Genomic DNA, 18,569 nt, shown 5'->3' with positions numbered 1-18,569 from the left:
CGATTTGGTTGATTTTTGTTTTTGTTGTTTTGTTTGTCTATTTCCCAATACAGAAATTTGCAAAAATATTCCCCAAAAGATCATCATTCGTGATTTCCCCGGTGATCTCACCGAAATGATGCAAGGCCTGCCTGATATCTATAGCTAAAAGATCTCCGGAAAGGTCTGCGTTCAAACCATCTTCTACTTTGTTGATCTCTTCCAGGGCTTTCAATAATGCTGCGTAGTGTCTACTATTGGTTACAATAGTATCACTATTTCTAAGTGCTCCGGTATTTACAAATTCCAGTAGTCTTTCTTTTAACTCTTCTACACCAGTCCCTGTTTTGGCAGACAATGGCTGAAAACTTGTATTCGAAATAAAACCTAAATGAGCTTTTAACTGATCAAGTTCTTCAAAAGTCAGTTGATCAATTTTATTTGCGATAATTACGATCGGTTTCTGAGGGAATTTGTTCTTGATCTTTTCAATTTCAATTAAAACCTGCTTTAGTCTATCGTCATCATTTTCTATGCGGGAACTATCCACCAGGTAAGCAACAACCTGTGCCTGACCAATTTTCTCGAATGTTTTCTTGATCCCAATACTTTCTACTAAATCCTGGGTTTCTCTGATCCCGGCAGTATCTATAAACCTGAATCCCACACCGCCAATACTTAGTTCATCTTCAATTGTATCACGAGTAGTTCCGGCAATATCTGATACTATAGCCCTTTCTTCGTTTAGAAGGGCGTTGAGCAATGTAGATTTACCAACATTGGGTTCACCAACGATGGCAACTGGAATTCCGTTTTTTAGTACATTTCCTGTAGCAAAGGAGTCAATCAATCTTTTTAGAACGGTCTGTATCTTAGCAACAAGGGATTTGAATTGATCTCTATTTGCAAATTCCACGTCTTCTTCAGCAAAATCCAGTTCAAGTTCAATAAGTGATGCAAAGTTCATCAGTTCTTCGCGTAATTTCTGAATCTCGTTCGAAAAGCCGCCACGCATTTGTTGCATGGCCATCTGGTGAGAAGCGGCATTTTCAGAATTAATAAGATCAGCCACAGCCTCTGCCTGGCTAAGATCCATTTTTGCATTTAGGAACGCGCGTAAGGTAAATTCTCCAGCTTCCGCAGAACGGCAGCCTTTTCTAATTAATAACTGAATGATTTCCTGCTGAATATATGGACTCCCATGACAGGATAGCTCCACGGTTTCCTCACCGGTATAGGATTTTGGAGCACGAAAAACCGAAGCTAGTACTTCATCTATCGTTCTCTCTCCATCTACCACATTTCCAAGATGAATGGTATGAGTAGGCTGCGATGAGAGCACCTTTCTACTTTTTGCTTTGAATATTGGCGTAACTATTTTAATAGCATCGGGGCCTGAAACTCTAATTACAGCAATGGCACCGGCTCCTGAAGGTGTCGCAAGAGCAACAATAGTATCATTCAATTTCATGCGGCAAATTTATGAAAGAATTCATTGCTGTAGCAAATTCTGTAACAAACATAAGTTTTTACCGTCTTTTAAGTAGAATACATCACTAACCATCAAAAATCAAAAAATGAGAGAAGACAATCAATTACTGGTCATCACACATCTAAGTCAGTTACTCGACCTGGTGACTGGCATAGGAGGATTTATTGTTCCGTTAATTATATGGGCTACCCAGAAAGATAAAGTGGCAGGTATGGATATGCACGGCAAAATGATCATCAATTTCCAGATCAGCATTTTTATATATAGTATTATCTGTATTCCGCTCATCATTTTATTTGGCCTCGGAATCATTTTACTCATTCTTGTTGGTTTGCTGGCGCTTGTTCTACCAATTCTGAATGCGATCAAAGTAAGCAATGGGGAAATGCCATATTATCCGCTTACCATCCAGTTTTTGAAATAGTAATGCTGAAGTATAAGAATGAAAAAGCCCGTTCGAGCGAACGGGCTTTTTCTATTATTTGAGAATTTTGTTTAGCTATTAAGCATCACCGGCATAACCAGCATGGTGATTTTTTCTCCCGGGTCAAGCCCATCTACAGGAGTTAATATTCCAGCTCTGTTTGGTAAGCTCATTTCCAGCATCACCTCGTCTGCTGTAAGATTTCCTAACATCTCAATTAGGAAGCGCGAGTTGAATCCAATTTGCATATCGTCACCCTGATAATCACAGGTCAAACGTTCTTCGGCTTTATTGCTATAATCCACATCTTCAGCTGAAATATTCAATTCGGCCCCGGCGATCTTGAGTCTTACCTGGTGCGTGGTTTTATTGGAGAAAATAGAAACCCTTCTTACAGAACTCAAGAATTGATTTCTTTGAATAGTAAGTTTGTTCGGGTTTTCCTTAGGAATTACCGCTTCGTAATTAGGATATTTTCCGTCGATCAACCTACAGATCAGTTGAGTATCATCGAAAGTAAATTTAGCGTTCGAATCATTGTACTCGATCAAAACTTCAGATTCACTTCCTGCCAGAATTCCTTTTAAAAGATTCAAAGGTTTCTTCGGCATGATAAATTCTGCTGCTTCATTCGCCTGGATGTCTTCACGTGAATATTTTACAAGTTTGTGAGCATCTGTCGCTACAAAAGTTAATCCGTCTTCCTTAAACTGGAAAAAGACACCACTCATCACTGGTCTGAGATCGTCATTTCCTGAGGCAAAAATTGTTTTACTAATTGCTGAAGAAAGAATATCGGCTTCCACGATCGTACTGCTAGGTTCATCCAAAGCCACCGGATTCGGGAACTCCTCCCCATCGGCATATGCAAGAGCATATTTACCATGGTTCGAACTCAATTCAATCGTGTTATTGTCTTCAACTACAAAAGTTAGAGGCTGCTCCGGAAAGGTCTTCAAGGTATCAAGAAGTAGTTTTGCAGGAACTGCGATCTTTCCTTCTGAATCTGACTCTACTTTAAGCTTTGCAGACATGGTAGTCTCAAGATCTGAAGCAGATACAGTTAATTCGTCATTCTGAAGGTCAAAAAGGAAATTATCTAATATTGGTAGCGTGTTGCTATTATTGATTACCCCTCCAAGTATTTGTAGCTGTTTCAGCAGGTAATTGCTGGATACAATAAATTTCATCGGCTTTTATTGATTTATTTTGAATCAATTACAAATATATTTCAATATGTATAAATTGACCCTTTAAACCTGTAGTTTTTATTAACAGAAATTATCTGGTTTGCATAGCTAAGTAGCTGTAAAATATGCTGTTATAGATTTTTATTCAGTAATAATTGTTAATATGTTCAAATTGAATATTCTGTAGCCTTCTATCGAAGTTTTAACGTATATATCTTCGTTTACGTAAGTAGGTAAGGGCAGCACCAAACAGTGCAAGCAATGACAATGGTGCGCCAATAGCAATGATCTGCCACATTTCACGTTGAGCGGCAACTTTGTCCTTGTTTAGAAATGCCAGGTTAATCTCTTTTGTCCTCACGTCCACAAGTCCTGAGTCATCTAGCAAATAGTTGACAGTATTGAGTAGAAACTCTTTATTGCCATAGGTCATCCCCGTATACCGTTCAAAACCAAGTTCCAGTGGTTTTCCTTGTTGCAGGTCGTTCTTTATCACATCACCATCAGAGATTACCACCATTTTGGTATTCTTGCTGTTATCGAGGTGAGTTGTCTCAAAAGGTTTTAATCTATTCCTATACACAGATTTAAAATTGCCTTCCAGTAACACCGCCAAAGGTTGTTCACCGGCATTATAACTTTCCGTTACTGGCTTTGAACCAATTATATCCAGTCCAATTTGCAGCGGGACCCCTTCAAGTTTTGTTTTTGGAGAACTGCTTAGTAATACAGTTTTCTCAAGGTCATTCTCCAAAAGATCGATTGGGTTGGCGTAATTAAATTTTACAGCTTCAATATTGTTGACTATAGGATGATTGGCCATAGAACTTGTAAGCGGACTATAATACCATGGATATGGATTAAAACGGGTTTCATTTCCAGTTCCGCTGGCAAGAATAATAGGAGCAGAGTATAGGTCATTTACCAGTTCAGAATTAATGCGCAGGCCATAAGAGAAGAAATAATCACCAAGATTTAGATTTCTTGGTAGGGCAAGTGCTGAACCTCGTTCATTAAAAAGGCTGTCATTCTCCATAATGGTCATTTCTGCAAGCCAGAGCATTTTGCCGCCATTCATTAAATATTGATCGAGCACATACTTCTCTTTTTCAGAATAAGGGATTATGGGTTTCGCTTCGATCACCAGGTCATAAGATTTTAGATCCTCCAGTGTTTTCTGCGGATTACTGGCAACCGAATCCAGCGTAAAAGGTGCCAGGAAATAATATTCCTGTACGGTTTTGATAAAGTCTGCTATTCTCGCGTCTGGAAGTTCTCCATTCCCGCGCATTACCGCGATCTTTTTTTCTCTTGGATATATAAGTTTGTTTAAACCGTCAGCAAAAGCATACTCTAATTGCTGCACGGAAGAATTCACTCGCTCCTCATCGGTTGCCCCAATCTGGTTCTTCAGCAACGGAATTTTGACCGTTTTATCTTCGAAATTAGCAATAGCCCAGGGAAAAATGATGGTTTCGCTGTTTTTCCCGTTTTCCTGAACATTCAGTCGGGCAGGTGTCATCCCTAATTTATAGAATTCTTCAGCAATAGCAGTGGCATCATCACCTTCGGCTAAAGGATCGATAAAATTGAATTTTATATTCGAATTATAGGCGGCAAACTCCTCAAGCATTTGCCTTGTTTCTTCTTTTAACCGTCTGAATTCCGAAGGAAAACTGCCTTCAAGAAAGACATCAATAATAATAGGAGAATCGACATCGTCCACGATCTCTTTGGCCGCTGAAGATAGGCTGTATCGCTGGTCTTCGGTAAGATCAATTCTTGTGAAGAAATTAGCAGCAATGATGTTAAGCACGATCAAAATGATCACAAAAACCAATAAACGCGATATCTTATTATTTCGCATCATCTTCGGTTTTTTGCTGATGAAATATTTACCTGGGTAAGCTTCAGAAACAAAGCGATCACACTTACAAAATATATAAGATCACGAGTGTCTAATACACCCCGGCTAATACTACGATAATGATAACTTATTCCGAAGTATTCCAGTAAATAGGTGAATTCTCCAAAAATGTTGATGGTAGCGAGTGCTTCGAATGCATAGTATATGGCAAAACAAAGAAAAACTCCTAGTAAAAAGGCAACAATTTGATTGGATGTGATACTGGAGGCATAATTGCCAATTGCGGTATAACTTGCAGCCAGAAAGATCAAACCAAGGTAAGATCCAATAGTTGCGCCGTTATCAAAATTATAAGTTGTCTGTCCCAGTTCTCCTATGGCTAACAAGTAAATCAAGCTTGGAATGATCGCAAGAAGTACTAAGATTAGTCCGCCAAAATATTTACCAAACACAAGATCCCAACTACTAATTGGGCGGGTTTGCAAAATTTCCATGGTTCCCATTCGCTTTTCTTCGGAATAGCTGCGCATACTTATCGCAGGAATCAGGAAAATAAAGATCCAGGGTGCGAGATCAAAAAACGGTTTAAGGTCAGCAAAACCGCTATCCAGAATATTGTAGCCTCCACTAAATACAAAAAGAAACAATCCGCTAATCAGCAGAAAGACACCAATTACCAGGTAACCGGTAAGGTTTGCAAAAAATGATTGAATTTCTTTTTTAAAGATCGCGAACATTTAGTCCAGGCTTACAAGTTTATCAACGCTCCAGGCTTCGGGTTTTGCATTGAAATGAACTTTCGTTTCTGCCCAAACCTTTTTGAATAGATCTGAATGCCGATAGTTCTCCAAAGCATCTTCGTCTTCCCAGTAACTATACGTAAAAAATGTATTCGTATTGTTTTTATCACGGTATAGTTCCAGAAATTGACAGCCTTCAAAATTTCTTATCCTGGATTTTACCTGCTCAAAGTTATTCAGAAATTCTTCGATCTTATCTTCTTTAAAGCCCATTTTTACAATTCTCACGAACATCTATTCAAAATTTATGGTTACAGTGTCGAGATATTCCAGACCAAATAAACTGGCCGCACCACCCACCGTATTAGGATTACTTTTATAGATAGCAAGTTCTATATAGCCAGCAGAATTGAAAACTGCCAGTTTCTTACCATCTTCTTCTTTCCTGTTTTCTTTCTCTACCTCAAAATTAATAGCATGACTGTAGGTTTCATAGATCGCATCGAAATTATGTCTGCGCGCACTAATCTTGAAGGGTCGGCCTTTACCTGTACTTTCAAACAATTTTCGGGAAATGTTTGTGATCACATTTCCGTAGTTATCAATATAAATCACGTGTCCCAGTATCTGGTTCTGTTCGCTATTAATAATGGGTTCGAACTGTTTGAGATGCTTAATTTGCTCAATATTCTTACCAATAACTTCCAGTGTTCCACCCCGGGAGATATGACAGGCTACTTTTACAAAAACATCCAGTACAGGAAAATTGGTTTGTATTTTATCATGAATATTGATTTCCACGATTTTCTCCGGTCTTATTTCTGAAGCTAATAAAGATAGTATCCCGTTATTGGCACAAATAAAGTAGTGGTCATCCAGTTTTACTGCGAGGTGTTTGTTCTCTGGGGTAAGTTCTGAATCGATCCCAATAATATGAATACTTCCCTTCGGAAAACTTCTATAGGCGTTCTTGATGATATACGAAGCTTCACTAATATGAAAGGGTGAAACCGAATGTGATATATCAACAATTCTAACATCACTTAGCTCATTGTAGATAGCACCTTTAACCGCTCCAGCGAAATAATCCTTCTCCCCAAAATCGGTCGTTAAAGTGATGATTGCCATAGGCGATTGTTAATATTTTTTTAACCTGAAACAGGTAATTTTCCTTAAGTTTGTATAGGTAGCGAATATAAATTTTATTTTAGTGATTCGCTCGAGGACAGCAGTCAAAAGTAACGCTTTTCTCCGCCCAAAATTAGAACATACAAATACGAAGGACAAATAAATTCTAACTGAAAAATTCACAATGCTTCATCTAAAATTCTAGCTTTTGAACGAACTTCTTATTGAACTCTCAGAAATAAGCCCACGCGAATTCTTCGGGCAACAGAACGAACATATCGAATTACTAAAAAAATACTTTCCCAAGCTCAAAATAGTTGCCAGAGGTAATAAAATTAAAGTTTTTGGTGATGAGGAAATGCTGGAGGAGTTCGACAAGCGCTTTTCCATGTTAATGGATCATTTTGGAAAGTATAATAAACTGGACGAAAATACAATCGAAAGAGTTCTCACTAGCGAAAGTGAAGAGGATTATCAAACCACTAAGGAAAGTGGCGAGACGATTGTTCATGGTTTAAGTGGAAAGGTGATCAAAGCTCAAACTGCGAATCAACGCAGGATGGTAGAACTTACCAAAAAGAATGATCTTGTATTCGCTATTGGACCTGCTGGAACCGGAAAGACCTATACGGGCGTAGCACTCGCGGTAAAAGCTCTTAAGGAGAAGCAGGTAAAAAGAATTATTCTTACCAGACCCGCGGTAGAAGCTGGCGAAAATCTTGGATTTCTGCCGGGTGATTTAAAAGAAAAACTGGATCCTTACATGCAGCCATTATATGATGCATTAAGGGATATGATCCCACATGAAAAGCTCGAATTGTTTATTGAAAAAGGTGTTATCCAAATTGCACCCTTGGCATTTATGCGAGGTAGGACTCTGGATGATGCTTTTGTGATCCTTGATGAAGCACAGAATACAACGCATGCTCAAATGAAGATGTTCTTAACCAGAATGGGAAAACATGCGAAATTCATGATCACGGGGGACCCTGGACAGATAGATCTACCTAGAAGAACTATTTCAGGCCTTAAGGAGGCATTACTGGTACTAAAAGATGTGAAAGGTGTTGGTATGGTTTATCTTGATGACAAAGATGTGATAAGACACCGACTGGTTAAAAAGATCATCGCCGCTTACAAAACTATTGAACATAACGACTAAATTCTCAACTCGTGAGGAGTAAAACAATAATTAAAACAGACTTTCAATTTCCTGGACAAAAATCGGTTTACAAAGGAAAGGTCAGAGATGTATATACCCTGGAAGATAACAGGTTGTTAATGATCGCGTCAGACAGGCTTTCAGCTTTTGATGTGGTCATGCCGAAAGGTATTCCATTTAAAGGTCAGATCCTTAACCAGATCGCTACGAAAATGATGGAAAAGACTGCGGATATCGTTCCAAACTGGTTAGAAGCAACACCAGACCCTAATGTGGCAATCGGTACAAACTGCGAGCCTTTCAAAGTTGAAATGGTTATTCGTGGTTATCTTTCTGGTCATGCCGCAAGGGAATATAAAGCAGGGAAGAGAGAATTGTGTGGAGTTGAGATGCCTGAAGGAATGAAGGAAAATGATAAATTTCCTGAACCTATCATCACTCCGGCTACAAAAGCAGAAATGGGAGATCATGATGAGGATATTTCCAGAGAGGACATTATAGCTAAAAATATCGTTTCAAAGGAAGATTATCTTCAGCTTGAAGATTACACTCGTAAATTATTTCAAAGAGGATCTGCGATCGCCGATCAACAAAACCTGATCCTGGTAGATACCAAGTATGAATTTGGAAAAACTTCCGAAGGAAACATTGTATTGATCGACGAAATACATACGCCAGATTCTTCAAGATATTTCTATAAGGAAGGTTATGAGGAAAGACAGGCCAAGGGTGAAGCGCAAAAACAACTCTCTAAAGAATTCGTTCGGCAATGGCTTATAGGTGAAGGTTTTCAGGGACTGGAAGGTCAGGAAGTACCATTGATGAGCGATGAGTATATCGAAACGGTTTCTGAAAGGTATATTGAGCTTTATGAGAATATTACCGGAGAAACTTTTAAGAAGGCTGATATTAGTAATATAGACGCAAGAATCGAACAGAATGTGCTCGACTATCTCGAATCCCACAAATAAAATGTTCATAATATGAACATTTCTAATAATTATGTAATTGATACCATCATTTTTTAGCAGTTCCTTTTTCTGATTGCTCAGTATTTAATATTTTTAATGAAAACCGGTAATTCCGGTTTTCTTCTTTTATAAACGATATTATTTATGAGTAACTACCATATAAAGAACCTGGAGGAATATTTTCAGGTATACCGAAAATCCATTCGTGAACCTGAAAATTTCTGGCAGGAAGTTGCTGAAGAACATTTTACGTGGAGAAAAAAATGGGATAATGTACTTAGCTGGGATTTTAGTAAGCCAGAAGTAAAATGGTTTGAAAACGCCAAACTGAATATTACTGAAAATTGCATTGATAGACATCTACTCGCCAAAAAAGATAAAACCGCTATTATCTGGGAGCCGAGTGATCCTTCAGAAGAAACTTTGAAGATCAGCTATAATGAATTACATAAAAAAGTAAGTCAGTTTGCAAATGTTTTAAAAGCAAACGGCATCGAAAAAGGAGATAGGGTATGCATTTATCTTCCAATGATTCCAGAACTGGCTTATTCAGTTTTAGCGTGTGCAAGAATTGGAGCAATACATTCTGTCGTATTTGCAGGTTTTTCAGCTTCGGCTCTAGCCGCCAGAACTCAGGATGCCGATTGTAAGATGATGATCACTTCCGATGGTTCATTCCGTGGAGAAAAGACTATTGATCTTAAAGGGATTGTGGATAAGGCACTTGATAGTTGCCCAGATGTTGAAAAAGTACTGGTTGCTAAAAGAACCGGTGCTAACATACATATGGAAGCAGGAAGGGATTTCTGGCTGGAAGAGGAAATGTCTAAAGCTGCTGATTCCTGTACTCCTGAGATCATGGATGCAGAAGATCCACTCTTTATATTGTATACCTCGGGATCAACAGGAAAACCAAAAGGTATGTTGCACACAACTGCTGGGTACATGGTTTATTCAGCTTACACTTTTAAGAATATATTTAATTATCAGGATGATGATGTCTATTGGTGTACTGCCGATATTGGATGGATTACAGGGCATTCGTATATAGTATACGGACCGTTATTAAATGGTGCTACCACTCTAATGTTCGAAGGTGTTCCTTCATATCCGGATTACGGTAGATTCTGGGAGATCGTTGAAAAACATAAAGTAAATCAATTCTACACGGCACCAACTGCGATAAGAGCTTTAGCGAAGAAAAATCTTGATTTTGTCAATAAATATGATCTTTCTTCCTTAAAAGTGCTGGGAACGGTAGGCGAGCCAATTAATGAGGAAGCATGGCACTGGTACGATAATAATATTGGAAAGAATAAAAGTCCGATAGTTGATACCTGGTGGCAAACGGAGACTGGCGGAATCATGATCTCTCCAATACCCTTTGCTACTCCTACAAAACCAACCTTTGCAACTTTACCCTTCCCAGGAATTCAGCCTGCTTTAATGGATGAGCATGGAAAGGAGCTAAAAGGAAATCAGGTTGATGGCAGATTGTGTATTAAATTCCCGTGGCCATCCATGGCAAGAACAATATGGGGAAATCACGATAGGTATAGGGATACTTATTTTTCAGCATTTGAAAATAAGTATTTTACCGGAGACGGAGCGATGCGTGATGAGGTTGGTTATTACCGGATTACGGGGAGAGTAGATGATGTCATTATAGTTTCAGGACATAATTTAGGGACTGCACCAATTGAAGATGCTATTAACGAACATCCGGCGGTAGCAGAATCTGCTATTGTTGGATTCCCTCATGAAGTAAAAGGAAACGCTCTATACGGATTCGTTATTCTGAAAGAATCTGGAGAATCGAGGAATCACGATAATTTAAGGAAAGAGATCAATCAGCAAATTGCTGATAAGATCGGGCCAATAGCAAAACCAGATAAAATTCAGTTTGTAGAAGGTTTACCGAAAACCAGGAGCGGAAAGATCATGCGTAGAATATTACGAAAGATCGCAAGCAATGATACCTCTAATCTTGGGGATACTTCAACATTACTAAATCCTGAAGTTGTTGAAGAAATTATTGAAGGATATCTCAAATAAATTATATTCGGCACCGTTATTGATATTATTATTTTAATTAAATCGAAAAATCATGAAGAAATTTTTACTTTTTGCAATCATTTTATCTACATCCTTTACTCAAATCAATGCACAATATTGGGCAAATGTTGAGAATACCGGTATGCAAATTTTTACTAAACAGAAGGAATCTGAAGGTGTAACAGGATCAGCATATTATGAACAGGATTTTATGATGGGAACTGTAATAGATAAGGACCGTAGGGTTAATTTGTTAATGCGATATAACGCGGTAGAAGATGTAGTTGTTTTGAAACCAGATATAACTACAGGGAAAGAGTATGTACTACCTAAGATAAAGTCTATAAAATACAAAATAGGGAATTACACTTATTTCATTGATGAACTCAATACAGAGGACGGTAAGCTGGAAGCCTATTTCGCCAGATTTTATCAGGGTGATAAGAGCGATTTTGTTGGGCAACCTGTTGCTGATTATACACCGGCAAAAGCTGCTTCAACTGCCTATGGAGAGGATAAACAGGCTAAGTTATCGGTAGATATGGTGTACTACATCTCAGTAGATGGAGCACCATTCAAGGAGGTTCGTTTAAAGGAAAAGGATCTGGAGGATTTATTTAAAGGGGATAAAATGGAAGATTATTTGGATGACAATAAAATAAAAACAGAGCAAGATGTTGTCTCTTTGCTTAAATATTATGAGCAATTAAACTAAGTCAAGTAAATTACTAACCTGAAATCAGTATCATGAAAAATATTCTTTTTAGTTTGATAATTTTGTGTCCACTCCTATCCAAGGCGCAATTCTGACCGGCAGTTCGTAATGTCGCAGGTTTTAATGATGAACTTAGGGAGGTTCGAATGTTTGATTTTGAGGGATCCCCGTATTATGAGAATGATTTTGTGGAAGGTAAGGTTACAAATAATAAGGGAGAATCAGAGGATCTTTATTTTTGTTTCAATGTACTGGATGAGGTATTTCACATCAAAAAGAATTTAAATTCTTCGAAAGTTTACGAATTGCCAGATGCATCAGATTTATTATTCTCAACGAAAGATTGCAAATACTTGAGAAAAGATAAGAACTCAAATTTACCAGGTGGTAGTCAAAAATATGTTCTTGAGTTTAGAAATGAAAAAAACTATCAGGTAGTAGGTGTTCCAATGATCGATGTCTTTCCAGCCATTCCAAATAGTACCCCCTTATCATTCTACTAGAAATGGTGAAGATAAAATTGTAACTATCTATTACGCCTCTTTAGATAATGAGGAGTTTAGTCAGCTAGACTTGGAAGGTAAATACTTAACGGATTAAATTGAGCATTCTAATTTTCTTAAGGATTTCGAACAGGATTAATTTCAGTATTTCAGTTACAAAACTTTAAAGCCCCATAACGGGGCTTTTTTAGTATCTATATCTAAGTAATTTTCGAATCTTGATATTTTTCGCGTCAATTTTAGCTATCAATTTCATAAATATGAGCGCTGTAATAAATGCATCACCAGAAGCAGTGTGCCTATCGGTAAGATCGATGTTATAATCTTCAGCGATCTCATCCAATGAATAGACTTTATTCTTATCTATAAAGTTTGTTACTATTCTGGTCTTCTTATAAAGAATTGCGGTATCCAAGAATTTATTCTGAAGCTTTAGCAAACCGTTTCTTTCCAATGCTTTATTGATCATGCTTTTATCAAAACCTACATGATGGGCAACAAGAATAGAATTGCCGATATATTTAATGAAATGCTCCAAAGCTTCAGCTTCGGGTAACTGAGCAAAACGTTCGTTTTTGATTATCCCATGAATCTTCACGGTTTCAGGATTAAAAGTGTTCTGCTTCAGATAAACTTCAAAATGATCTTTCACCTTAAGTTGATTATTCTGAATAACGATTGCGCCAATGCTCAAAATCCGATCTTCATGAATGTCAAAGCCGGTAGTTTCGGTATCAAAAATAACAAAACGTTGGACTGCTACATCTTCAGCTTTATCCTTATCAAATAAAGAAAGATACCTGGAAAAATATTCTGGTAAATCTTCAGGTTGCTCGTTTTTTTTAAACCATTCTCGAATCATGAATAATAAGTAGTTTCAAAACGTATCTTGATAAGTTCCTGGATTTCTTTAATAGATTTGAAGCAGCGCTTTAATTTGATCTTGTCCTCTTTTCCAAGATCCTCAAGATTTATGAATCGGCCATTATCCTTATTTTTAAGACCTTGTTTTGTTCTGAATTTAATAAGTGCTTTGGAAGAATAGGCGCAAGCCTGGTAGATTTCCTTGTTATTTGGTTCCAGCTGTGCAAGCTTTTCAAATCTTTCCGCAGTATTACTTATATTCTTAACCCGGTGTTCCAGAATTAGAAGTCTTGCTGCATCTGTAAGCGGCATGATTCCACGTTTTTTAATATCGAAAAGATCCTTTTTCTCTCCATCATGCTCTACTAAAAATTGTCTGAAAAATCCTAAAGGTGAAGGATTTCTCAACGCCTGTGCTGCAAGTCGATTCAAAAAATTGCGATTACCTTTTAGAATGTCATAAACATGGTCAGAAAGTTCATTCGTTAGCCTTGATTCACCATAACTAATATCGTAGTCAAAAAAGATCTGGCAGAGTAGAATTTCATCATTTCCTGAAGTGGTAACCCAGTCCGAAAATTGATTCTTCCATTCAGATAATGAGAGGCAGTATTTTTCATTTCTGGCCATCATCTCCGCTGGACAAAACTGATAACCAATGATATTAAGTCTTTTAGTGACTTTTCTGGCTAGCTTGAGAAAATAGGCTCTGACTTCTTGAAGTTTGTTTTCCTCTACATTTTCAAACACCAGCGCATTGTCCTGATCTGTGAGTAGTAATTGTTCCTTTCTTCCCTGACTTCCCAGAGACATCCAGCTAAAACTACAGGGTAGAGGTTCCTCCATTTTATCGATGCAACGAAAAATTGTCCTTTTGATGGTTGCATCGTTTAATTCGAAGATGATCGTACTTATATGAGATACCGGAATATTGCTTTTGATATATCCATCGAGCAAAAGCATAATCTTTGTTCGAATCTTCTTGAGCTTTTTGGTGGAATTCGCTCGATTGATAGCTTTCATCAAAACAGCAGGATTATTACCCTGAGAAACTATAATATCATGTTCGGAAACAATTCCCTTCACCTTTGTATTTGGAGTGCCATCTTTGGTGATGCATATATGATTGATCTTATGTTTCATCATCGTAAGTTGCGCCTGTGCTATGGTAAGGTTCTTCGAGTAACAGATCACCGGAGAATTCATTACTTCTGAAATGTTACTGGTGATAGGTAAAATACCGGTAGCAACCAGTTCTCTAAAATCCACATCGGTAACGATCCCAACAGGTTTTTTATCTTGCACCACGATAACAGATCCAACCCTGCGCTCACTCATAAGGGTAGCAGCTTTTTGAATGCTGGTGTTCCTGGATACTGTCACCATTTTCTTGACGATCGGGATAGGTTGAAGCTCAAATAGAGGATCTTTATTTAGCTGAATATCCTCTTCATCTGTAAATAGTCTCCCGCGATGTTTTTCTGAATATGGATTACGGGTGTTTGAAGCAAAGCTTTCCATAAGAAAATCCCCTACTTCAGGATTGTTGATCGCGTAGGGTTTGAAAAGGTTCAGCGGAATTCCATAGATGACACTTTCTTCATCTGTAATGGCATTGATCTGATAATTCTCCTTTGCAAATAAGGGTCGTAATCCAAAAATATCACCTTCATCACATTTATCAATAGTTTCAGGTTCTTTAGATTCTTCAACCTTCTGGAGATCTACTGCTCCCTTTTGAACTATGTAGAATTGATCGTGAACCTGTTCATCTTTTTTGAAGATCATTTTACCAGCCTCGAAATAGAATACGGTAATAGATTCCGAAATTTGGAGTAATTCAGATTTTTCCAGAAGTGAAAATGGCGGATAGTTTTCTAGAAAATCGGCGATACGAGCGGCAATGGAATTTGTCATATTTCAAATTTATCTGAAAATCCGACAATACACACCTGGATTAGTCAGCAATTTCTATTTCGTAATCTTTGATAAGCTTATAAATTGCTTTTTCTGTTTCTGAAAGTTGAACGTATTCTGGTTTTATATCTTCTTTCACCTTTTTGAAGTATGGTTCTATCTCTCCGTTTTCATAAGTTTCAATCACTTTTGGATGTACATAGTAGCTTCTGCAAACAGAACGTGTGTTGCCAAGGCCTTCAGCAGCAGCATCAAAACCAATAAGGATATTCTTTTTGTTTTGTTTTTCTTCTTCCGTATACCCTAATTCGTGTAGAGTTTCAAAGAATATTTTGGTAGCAGACCAGGTTCTAAAGTCCTTAGCCGAGTACATGTCTCCACTAATCTCATGGATATAATCATTGATCATTCCACTATCTATAGTTTGCTTAACACCATTCTCATTATAAAACTTGAAAAGCTCCCATCCAGGAATTTCCTCACATTGATTGATCAATTTAATGAGTCGCTTATCTTCCACTGAAATAGAATGTTCTTTCCCTTTCTTTCCTATAAATTCGAATTTGAGTCCGTCATCCATAGTTTTCACATGCTTGGTACGAAAAGTAGATAGACCATAAGTTTTATTATTCTTCGCATAATACTCATTACCAATCCTTATATGAGTTTGCTCCATAAGTCTAATGATCAAGGCGAGAACTTTGCGTTTGGGCATTCCTTTGAGATTGAGATCTTCATCCACCTGCTTCCTGATCTTGGGTAACATCTTCCCGAAGGCAGTCATTTTGAAAAACTTGGTCTGGTTTCGAACTTTTGACCAGGTGGGGTGATACATATATTGCTTGCGTTCTTTTTCGTCCCTTCCTACTACTTGAAGATGACCATTATGAAGATGTGTAATCCTTACATTTTTCCAGGCTGGCGGGATCACCAGACTTTTAATGCGATCAATTGTTTTCGTATCGGTAACCTTTTCATCCTTACGATAGTATGCAAAACCACGTCCTACTTTCTTTCTGCTTATTGAGAGTAAGCTTTCATTAACGTATCTAAGATTCGCAAGTTTTACGGCTTCATGAGTATCACTCATCATTACTTCTACATCATCAGGCGATAGCGTCATTATTTTTTTGTTTAAATATAGGATGAAATTGAGCACTTCAGAATTAAAGAAAAGTGAAAGTTTAGTGTTATAAATTAAAAAACTCCCTGATTACAGGGAGTTTAACAACATCTTGAGAAGTGTTCAATTAGTCAAAGTAACTAAAGGTATCACCATCCTTAATCTTTAATAATGATTCATATATAAGATTGATCACATTTTCAACATCATTTTTATGCACCATTTCAACGGTCGTATGCATATAACGCAAAGGTAAAGAGATCAATGCCGAAGGAACACCACCATTGCTATAAGCAAATGCATCGGTATCTGTACCTGTGAATCTCGATGACGCATGTCTCTGGAAAGGAATCTTCTTTTCTTCCGCAGTATCAATGATCAACTCTCTCAGTTTATTTTGTACCGCTGGAGCATATGAAATGACTGGTCCGTCACCAATTCTGTTAAGTCCATTGATTTTCTTTTCGATCATTGGAGTAGTGGTGTCATGAGTAACATCTGTCACAATAGCTACGTTTGGCTGAATACGATGTGTGATCATTTCTGCACCACGAAGACCAATCTCTTCCTGAACTGAATTAGTGATATAAAGTCCGAACGGTAATTTCTCGCCTTTTTCTTTCAGTAATCTGGCTACCTGTGCAATCATAAAGCCACCAATTCTATTATCCAGAGCGCGACATACGAATTTGTCCTTGTTCAGAATAAAGAATTCATCAGGATAAGTAATTACGCATCCAACATGAACACCTAAAGCTTCAACTTCCTCCTTATTCGTACACCCAACATCTATACAGATATTGTCCATTTTTGGGGACTGTTCCTTTTCCTTGTCACGGGTATGGATCGCCGGCCATCCAAAAACTCCTTTAACGATACCATTTTTAGTGTGGATGTTTACACGTTTAGAAGCAGCAATCTGGTGATCACTACCACCGTTTCTAACTACATATATAAGACCCTCGTCTGAGATATAATTTACATACCATGAAATTTCATCAGCATGACCTTCTATTACTACCTTATATTTAGCTTCTGGATTTATGACACCAACTGCAGTTCCATAAGTATCAGTGATGAATTCATCCACGTAAGGTTTCAGATATTCCATCCATAATTTCTGGCCTTCAGACTCATAACCGGTGGGAGCTGCATTATTAAGGTATTTTTCTAGAAATTCGAGGGATTTTTGATCCAGTACTTCAGTTTTATCCATAGTTTCTTTTAATTTTCACGAATTTAAAAAATTTAGATTGGAGAGAAGTGGCTATTGACTAATTTTGGAATGGTTTTAGCAAAAAGAATTGATGATCCAAAATTAAACTTTATAGTGATTCGTATATTTTACATCTTACTTTTACTTACTTCAGCTACAACGGTAGCTCAATCTGATACTTTATCAAGGCCTATGGATTCTACGGAAGTAGATACGTCTATGACCACACAGTATATGATCATTGCAGGAGATTCGATTCCCAGAGAACTTATTGACCTGGAAGAAGTGGTGCTTTTGAGACGACTGAAGTTTGATAGTAATGCAGATAGGAAGCGTTACCTTATATTAAGGAGAAAGACCAGAAAAGTATATCCATATGCTAAAATGGCTTCGGAAAGATTGCTTACGCTCAATTCCAGGTTGGACGATATTAAGTCAAAACGTGCCCGTAAGAAGTATACCAAGGTCGTTCAGGATTATATTGAAGATGAATTTTCTGCTGAATTAAAGAAGCTTACCAGAACTGAAGGTCAGATTCTCGTGAAGCTTATTCATCGTCAAACTGGAACAACAGCTTTCGAGCTAGTAAGAGAACTTAAGAGTGGTTGGAGAGCCTTCTGGTACAATACAACTGCCAGTATGTTCGACATTTCTTTAAAAGAAGAGTACAACCCGAAAAATAACCAGGAAGATTTTCTGATCGAAGACATCTTGCAAAGATCATTCAGGGATAATATTCTGGAAAGACAATCTTCTGCATTGGATTTTGAATATCTTGATCTTAGTGATAAGTGGAATAGTAAGCAGAAATTAAGAAAAGTTTCAAACTAATTTTATAGAGCAGTATTTGATCTTCAATCACTTATAAATAATCTTGTATTTATTTTATATTTTTCTTCAGAAATCTATTGTGTAATTAAAAATGGGGTGTATATTTGCAGCCGCTTTGTCAGCAAGGCGTATGTTCGTTGAGAGTAGTAATGGTGGGTGATGTGAAAGGATCTGGCTTTAAAAAATTAAATTAAAATTTATTAAATTTTAGTTTGGTAGAAAGGAAAAAGTTAGTGTATATTTGCAGCCGCTTTGAGAGCAAGGCGAGAGTTCACTGAAAGTTTAGTAAAGGGTAGGCTATTGTTGGTCTAAGGCTTAAAAATAAAAATTAAAATTCTTTAAATTTTATTTGGCTGGAGAGCAAAACTAGTTTTATATTTGCACCCGCTTTG

17 protein-coding genes are annotated in these 18,569 nt (G+C 37.5%); 7 read left to right on the top strand and 10 right to left on the bottom strand.

Annotation, left to right across the window (positions count from 1 at the left end; all coding sequences use genetic code 11):
• Positions 1-37 precede the first annotated feature (37 nt).
• A complete protein-coding gene (gene mnmE / locus ACNKXS_RS06560; protein WP_417920164.1) occupies positions 38-1,450 on the bottom strand; it encodes a tRNA uridine-5-carboxymethylaminomethyl(34) synthesis GTPase MnmE in 1,413 nt (470 codons plus the stop codon).
• 106 nt (positions 1,451-1,556) lie between these two features.
• Here mnmE and ACNKXS_RS06555 point away from each other — a divergent pair, with 106 nt between their 5' ends.
• Positions 1,557-1,895 carry a DUF4870 domain-containing protein gene (locus ACNKXS_RS06555; protein ID WP_141877514.1) on the top strand — a complete coding sequence of 113 codons (339 nt, stop codon included), beginning with the start codon at positions 1,557-1,559 and terminating at the stop codon, positions 1,893-1,895.
• A 71-nt stretch (positions 1,896-1,966) separates the two neighbouring features.
• Here the strand turns inward: ACNKXS_RS06555 and dnaN are convergent, their stop codons facing one another.
• The 5 genes from dnaN to ACNKXS_RS06530 all read right to left on the bottom strand — a co-directional run bounded on the left by dnaN (position 1,967) and on the right by ACNKXS_RS06530 (position 6,820).
• A complete protein-coding gene (dnaN, locus tag ACNKXS_RS06550) occupies positions 1,967-3,085 on the bottom strand; it encodes a DNA polymerase III subunit beta (protein WP_141877515.1) in 1,119 nt (372 codons plus the stop codon).
• Positions 3,086-3,287: 202 nt separating this feature from the next.
• On the bottom strand, positions 3,288-4,955 hold the full coding sequence (gene gldG, locus ACNKXS_RS06545) for a gliding motility-associated ABC transporter substrate-binding protein GldG (protein ID WP_417920163.1): 1,668 nt from the start codon (positions 4,953-4,955) through the stop codon (positions 3,288-3,290).
• Positions 4,952-5,689 (bottom strand): gliding motility-associated ABC transporter permease subunit GldF, encoded by a 738-nt coding sequence (gldF, locus tag ACNKXS_RS06540; protein WP_417920162.1) that lies wholly within the window; start codon positions 5,687-5,689, stop codon positions 4,952-4,954. The genes gldG and gldF overlap by 4 nt, the downstream gene beginning before the upstream one ends.
• Positions 5,690-5,986: a putative quinol monooxygenase gene (locus tag ACNKXS_RS06535; protein WP_417920161.1), complete on the bottom strand. Its 297-nt coding sequence runs from the start codon at positions 5,984-5,986 to the stop codon at positions 5,690-5,692.
• Positions 5,987-6,820, bottom strand: coding sequence for an SAM hydrolase/SAM-dependent halogenase family protein (locus ACNKXS_RS06530; protein ID WP_417920160.1), 834 nt, complete (start codon positions 6,818-6,820; stop codon positions 5,987-5,989).
• 208 nt (positions 6,821-7,028) lie between these two features.
• On the opposite strand from ACNKXS_RS06530, the gene ACNKXS_RS06525 reads away from it, so the two are divergent.
• The 5 genes from ACNKXS_RS06525 (at position 7,029) to ACNKXS_RS06505 (ending at position 12,226) form a co-directional block, all read left to right on the top strand.
• Positions 7,029-7,982, top strand: a complete 954-nt coding sequence (locus ACNKXS_RS06525) for a PhoH family protein (RefSeq protein ID WP_295181420.1) — start codon at positions 7,029-7,031, stop codon at positions 7,980-7,982.
• 11 nt (positions 7,983-7,993) lie between these two features.
• Positions 7,994-8,953, top strand: coding sequence for a phosphoribosylaminoimidazolesuccinocarboxamide synthase (locus tag ACNKXS_RS06520; protein WP_417920159.1), 960 nt, complete (start codon positions 7,994-7,996; stop codon positions 8,951-8,953).
• Positions 8,954-9,097: 144 nt separating this feature from the next.
• On the top strand, positions 9,098-11,008 hold the full coding sequence (acs, locus tag ACNKXS_RS06515; RefSeq protein ID WP_417920158.1) for an acetate--CoA ligase: 1,911 nt from the start codon (positions 9,098-9,100) through the stop codon (positions 11,006-11,008).
• A gap of 52 nt (positions 11,009-11,060) precedes the next feature.
• Complete coding sequence (locus ACNKXS_RS06510) at positions 11,061-11,723, top strand: hypothetical protein (RefSeq protein ID WP_417920157.1); 663 nt, start codon at positions 11,061-11,063, stop codon at positions 11,721-11,723.
• Positions 11,724-11,869: 146 nt separating this feature from the next.
• Positions 11,870-12,226 (top strand): hypothetical protein, encoded by a 357-nt coding sequence (locus ACNKXS_RS06505; protein ID WP_417920156.1) that lies wholly within the window; start codon positions 11,870-11,872, stop codon positions 12,224-12,226.
• A 187-nt stretch (positions 12,227-12,413) separates the two neighbouring features.
• Here ACNKXS_RS06505 and ACNKXS_RS06500 read toward each other — a convergent pair whose 3' ends face one another.
• From ACNKXS_RS06500 to ACNKXS_RS06485, 4 genes are all read right to left on the bottom strand, one after another.
• Complete coding sequence (locus ACNKXS_RS06500) at positions 12,414-13,088, bottom strand: 3'-5' exonuclease (protein ID WP_417920155.1); 675 nt, start codon at positions 13,086-13,088, stop codon at positions 12,414-12,416.
• Positions 13,085-15,007: a DUF294 nucleotidyltransferase-like domain-containing protein gene (locus tag ACNKXS_RS06495; protein WP_417920154.1), complete on the bottom strand. Its 1,923-nt coding sequence runs from the start codon at positions 15,005-15,007 to the stop codon at positions 13,085-13,087. The genes ACNKXS_RS06500 and ACNKXS_RS06495 overlap by 4 nt, the downstream gene beginning before the upstream one ends.
• Positions 15,008-15,047: 40 nt before the next feature.
• Positions 15,048-16,130, bottom strand: a complete 1,083-nt coding sequence (locus ACNKXS_RS06490; RefSeq protein WP_417920153.1) for a DNA topoisomerase IB — start codon at positions 16,128-16,130, stop codon at positions 15,048-15,050.
• 127 nt (positions 16,131-16,257) lie between these two features.
• The gene (locus ACNKXS_RS06485; protein WP_417920152.1) at positions 16,258-17,346 is read right to left on the bottom strand and encodes a M42 family metallopeptidase; all 1,089 of its coding nucleotides are present in this window, start codon (positions 17,344-17,346) and stop codon (positions 16,258-16,260) included.
• 69 nt (positions 17,347-17,415) lie between these two features.
• Here ACNKXS_RS06485 and ACNKXS_RS06480 point away from each other — a divergent pair, with 69 nt between their 5' ends.
• Positions 17,416-18,177 (top strand): DUF4294 domain-containing protein, encoded by a 762-nt coding sequence (locus tag ACNKXS_RS06480; protein ID WP_417920151.1) that lies wholly within the window; start codon positions 17,416-17,418, stop codon positions 18,175-18,177.
• Positions 18,178-18,569: the final 392 nt, after the last annotated feature.

This window comes from Christiangramia marina, assembly GCF_048285865.1.
GTDB lineage: Bacteria > Bacteroidota > Bacteroidia > Flavobacteriales > Flavobacteriaceae > Christiangramia > Christiangramia marina.
This window is presented reverse-complemented; position numbering and strand designations above follow the sequence as displayed.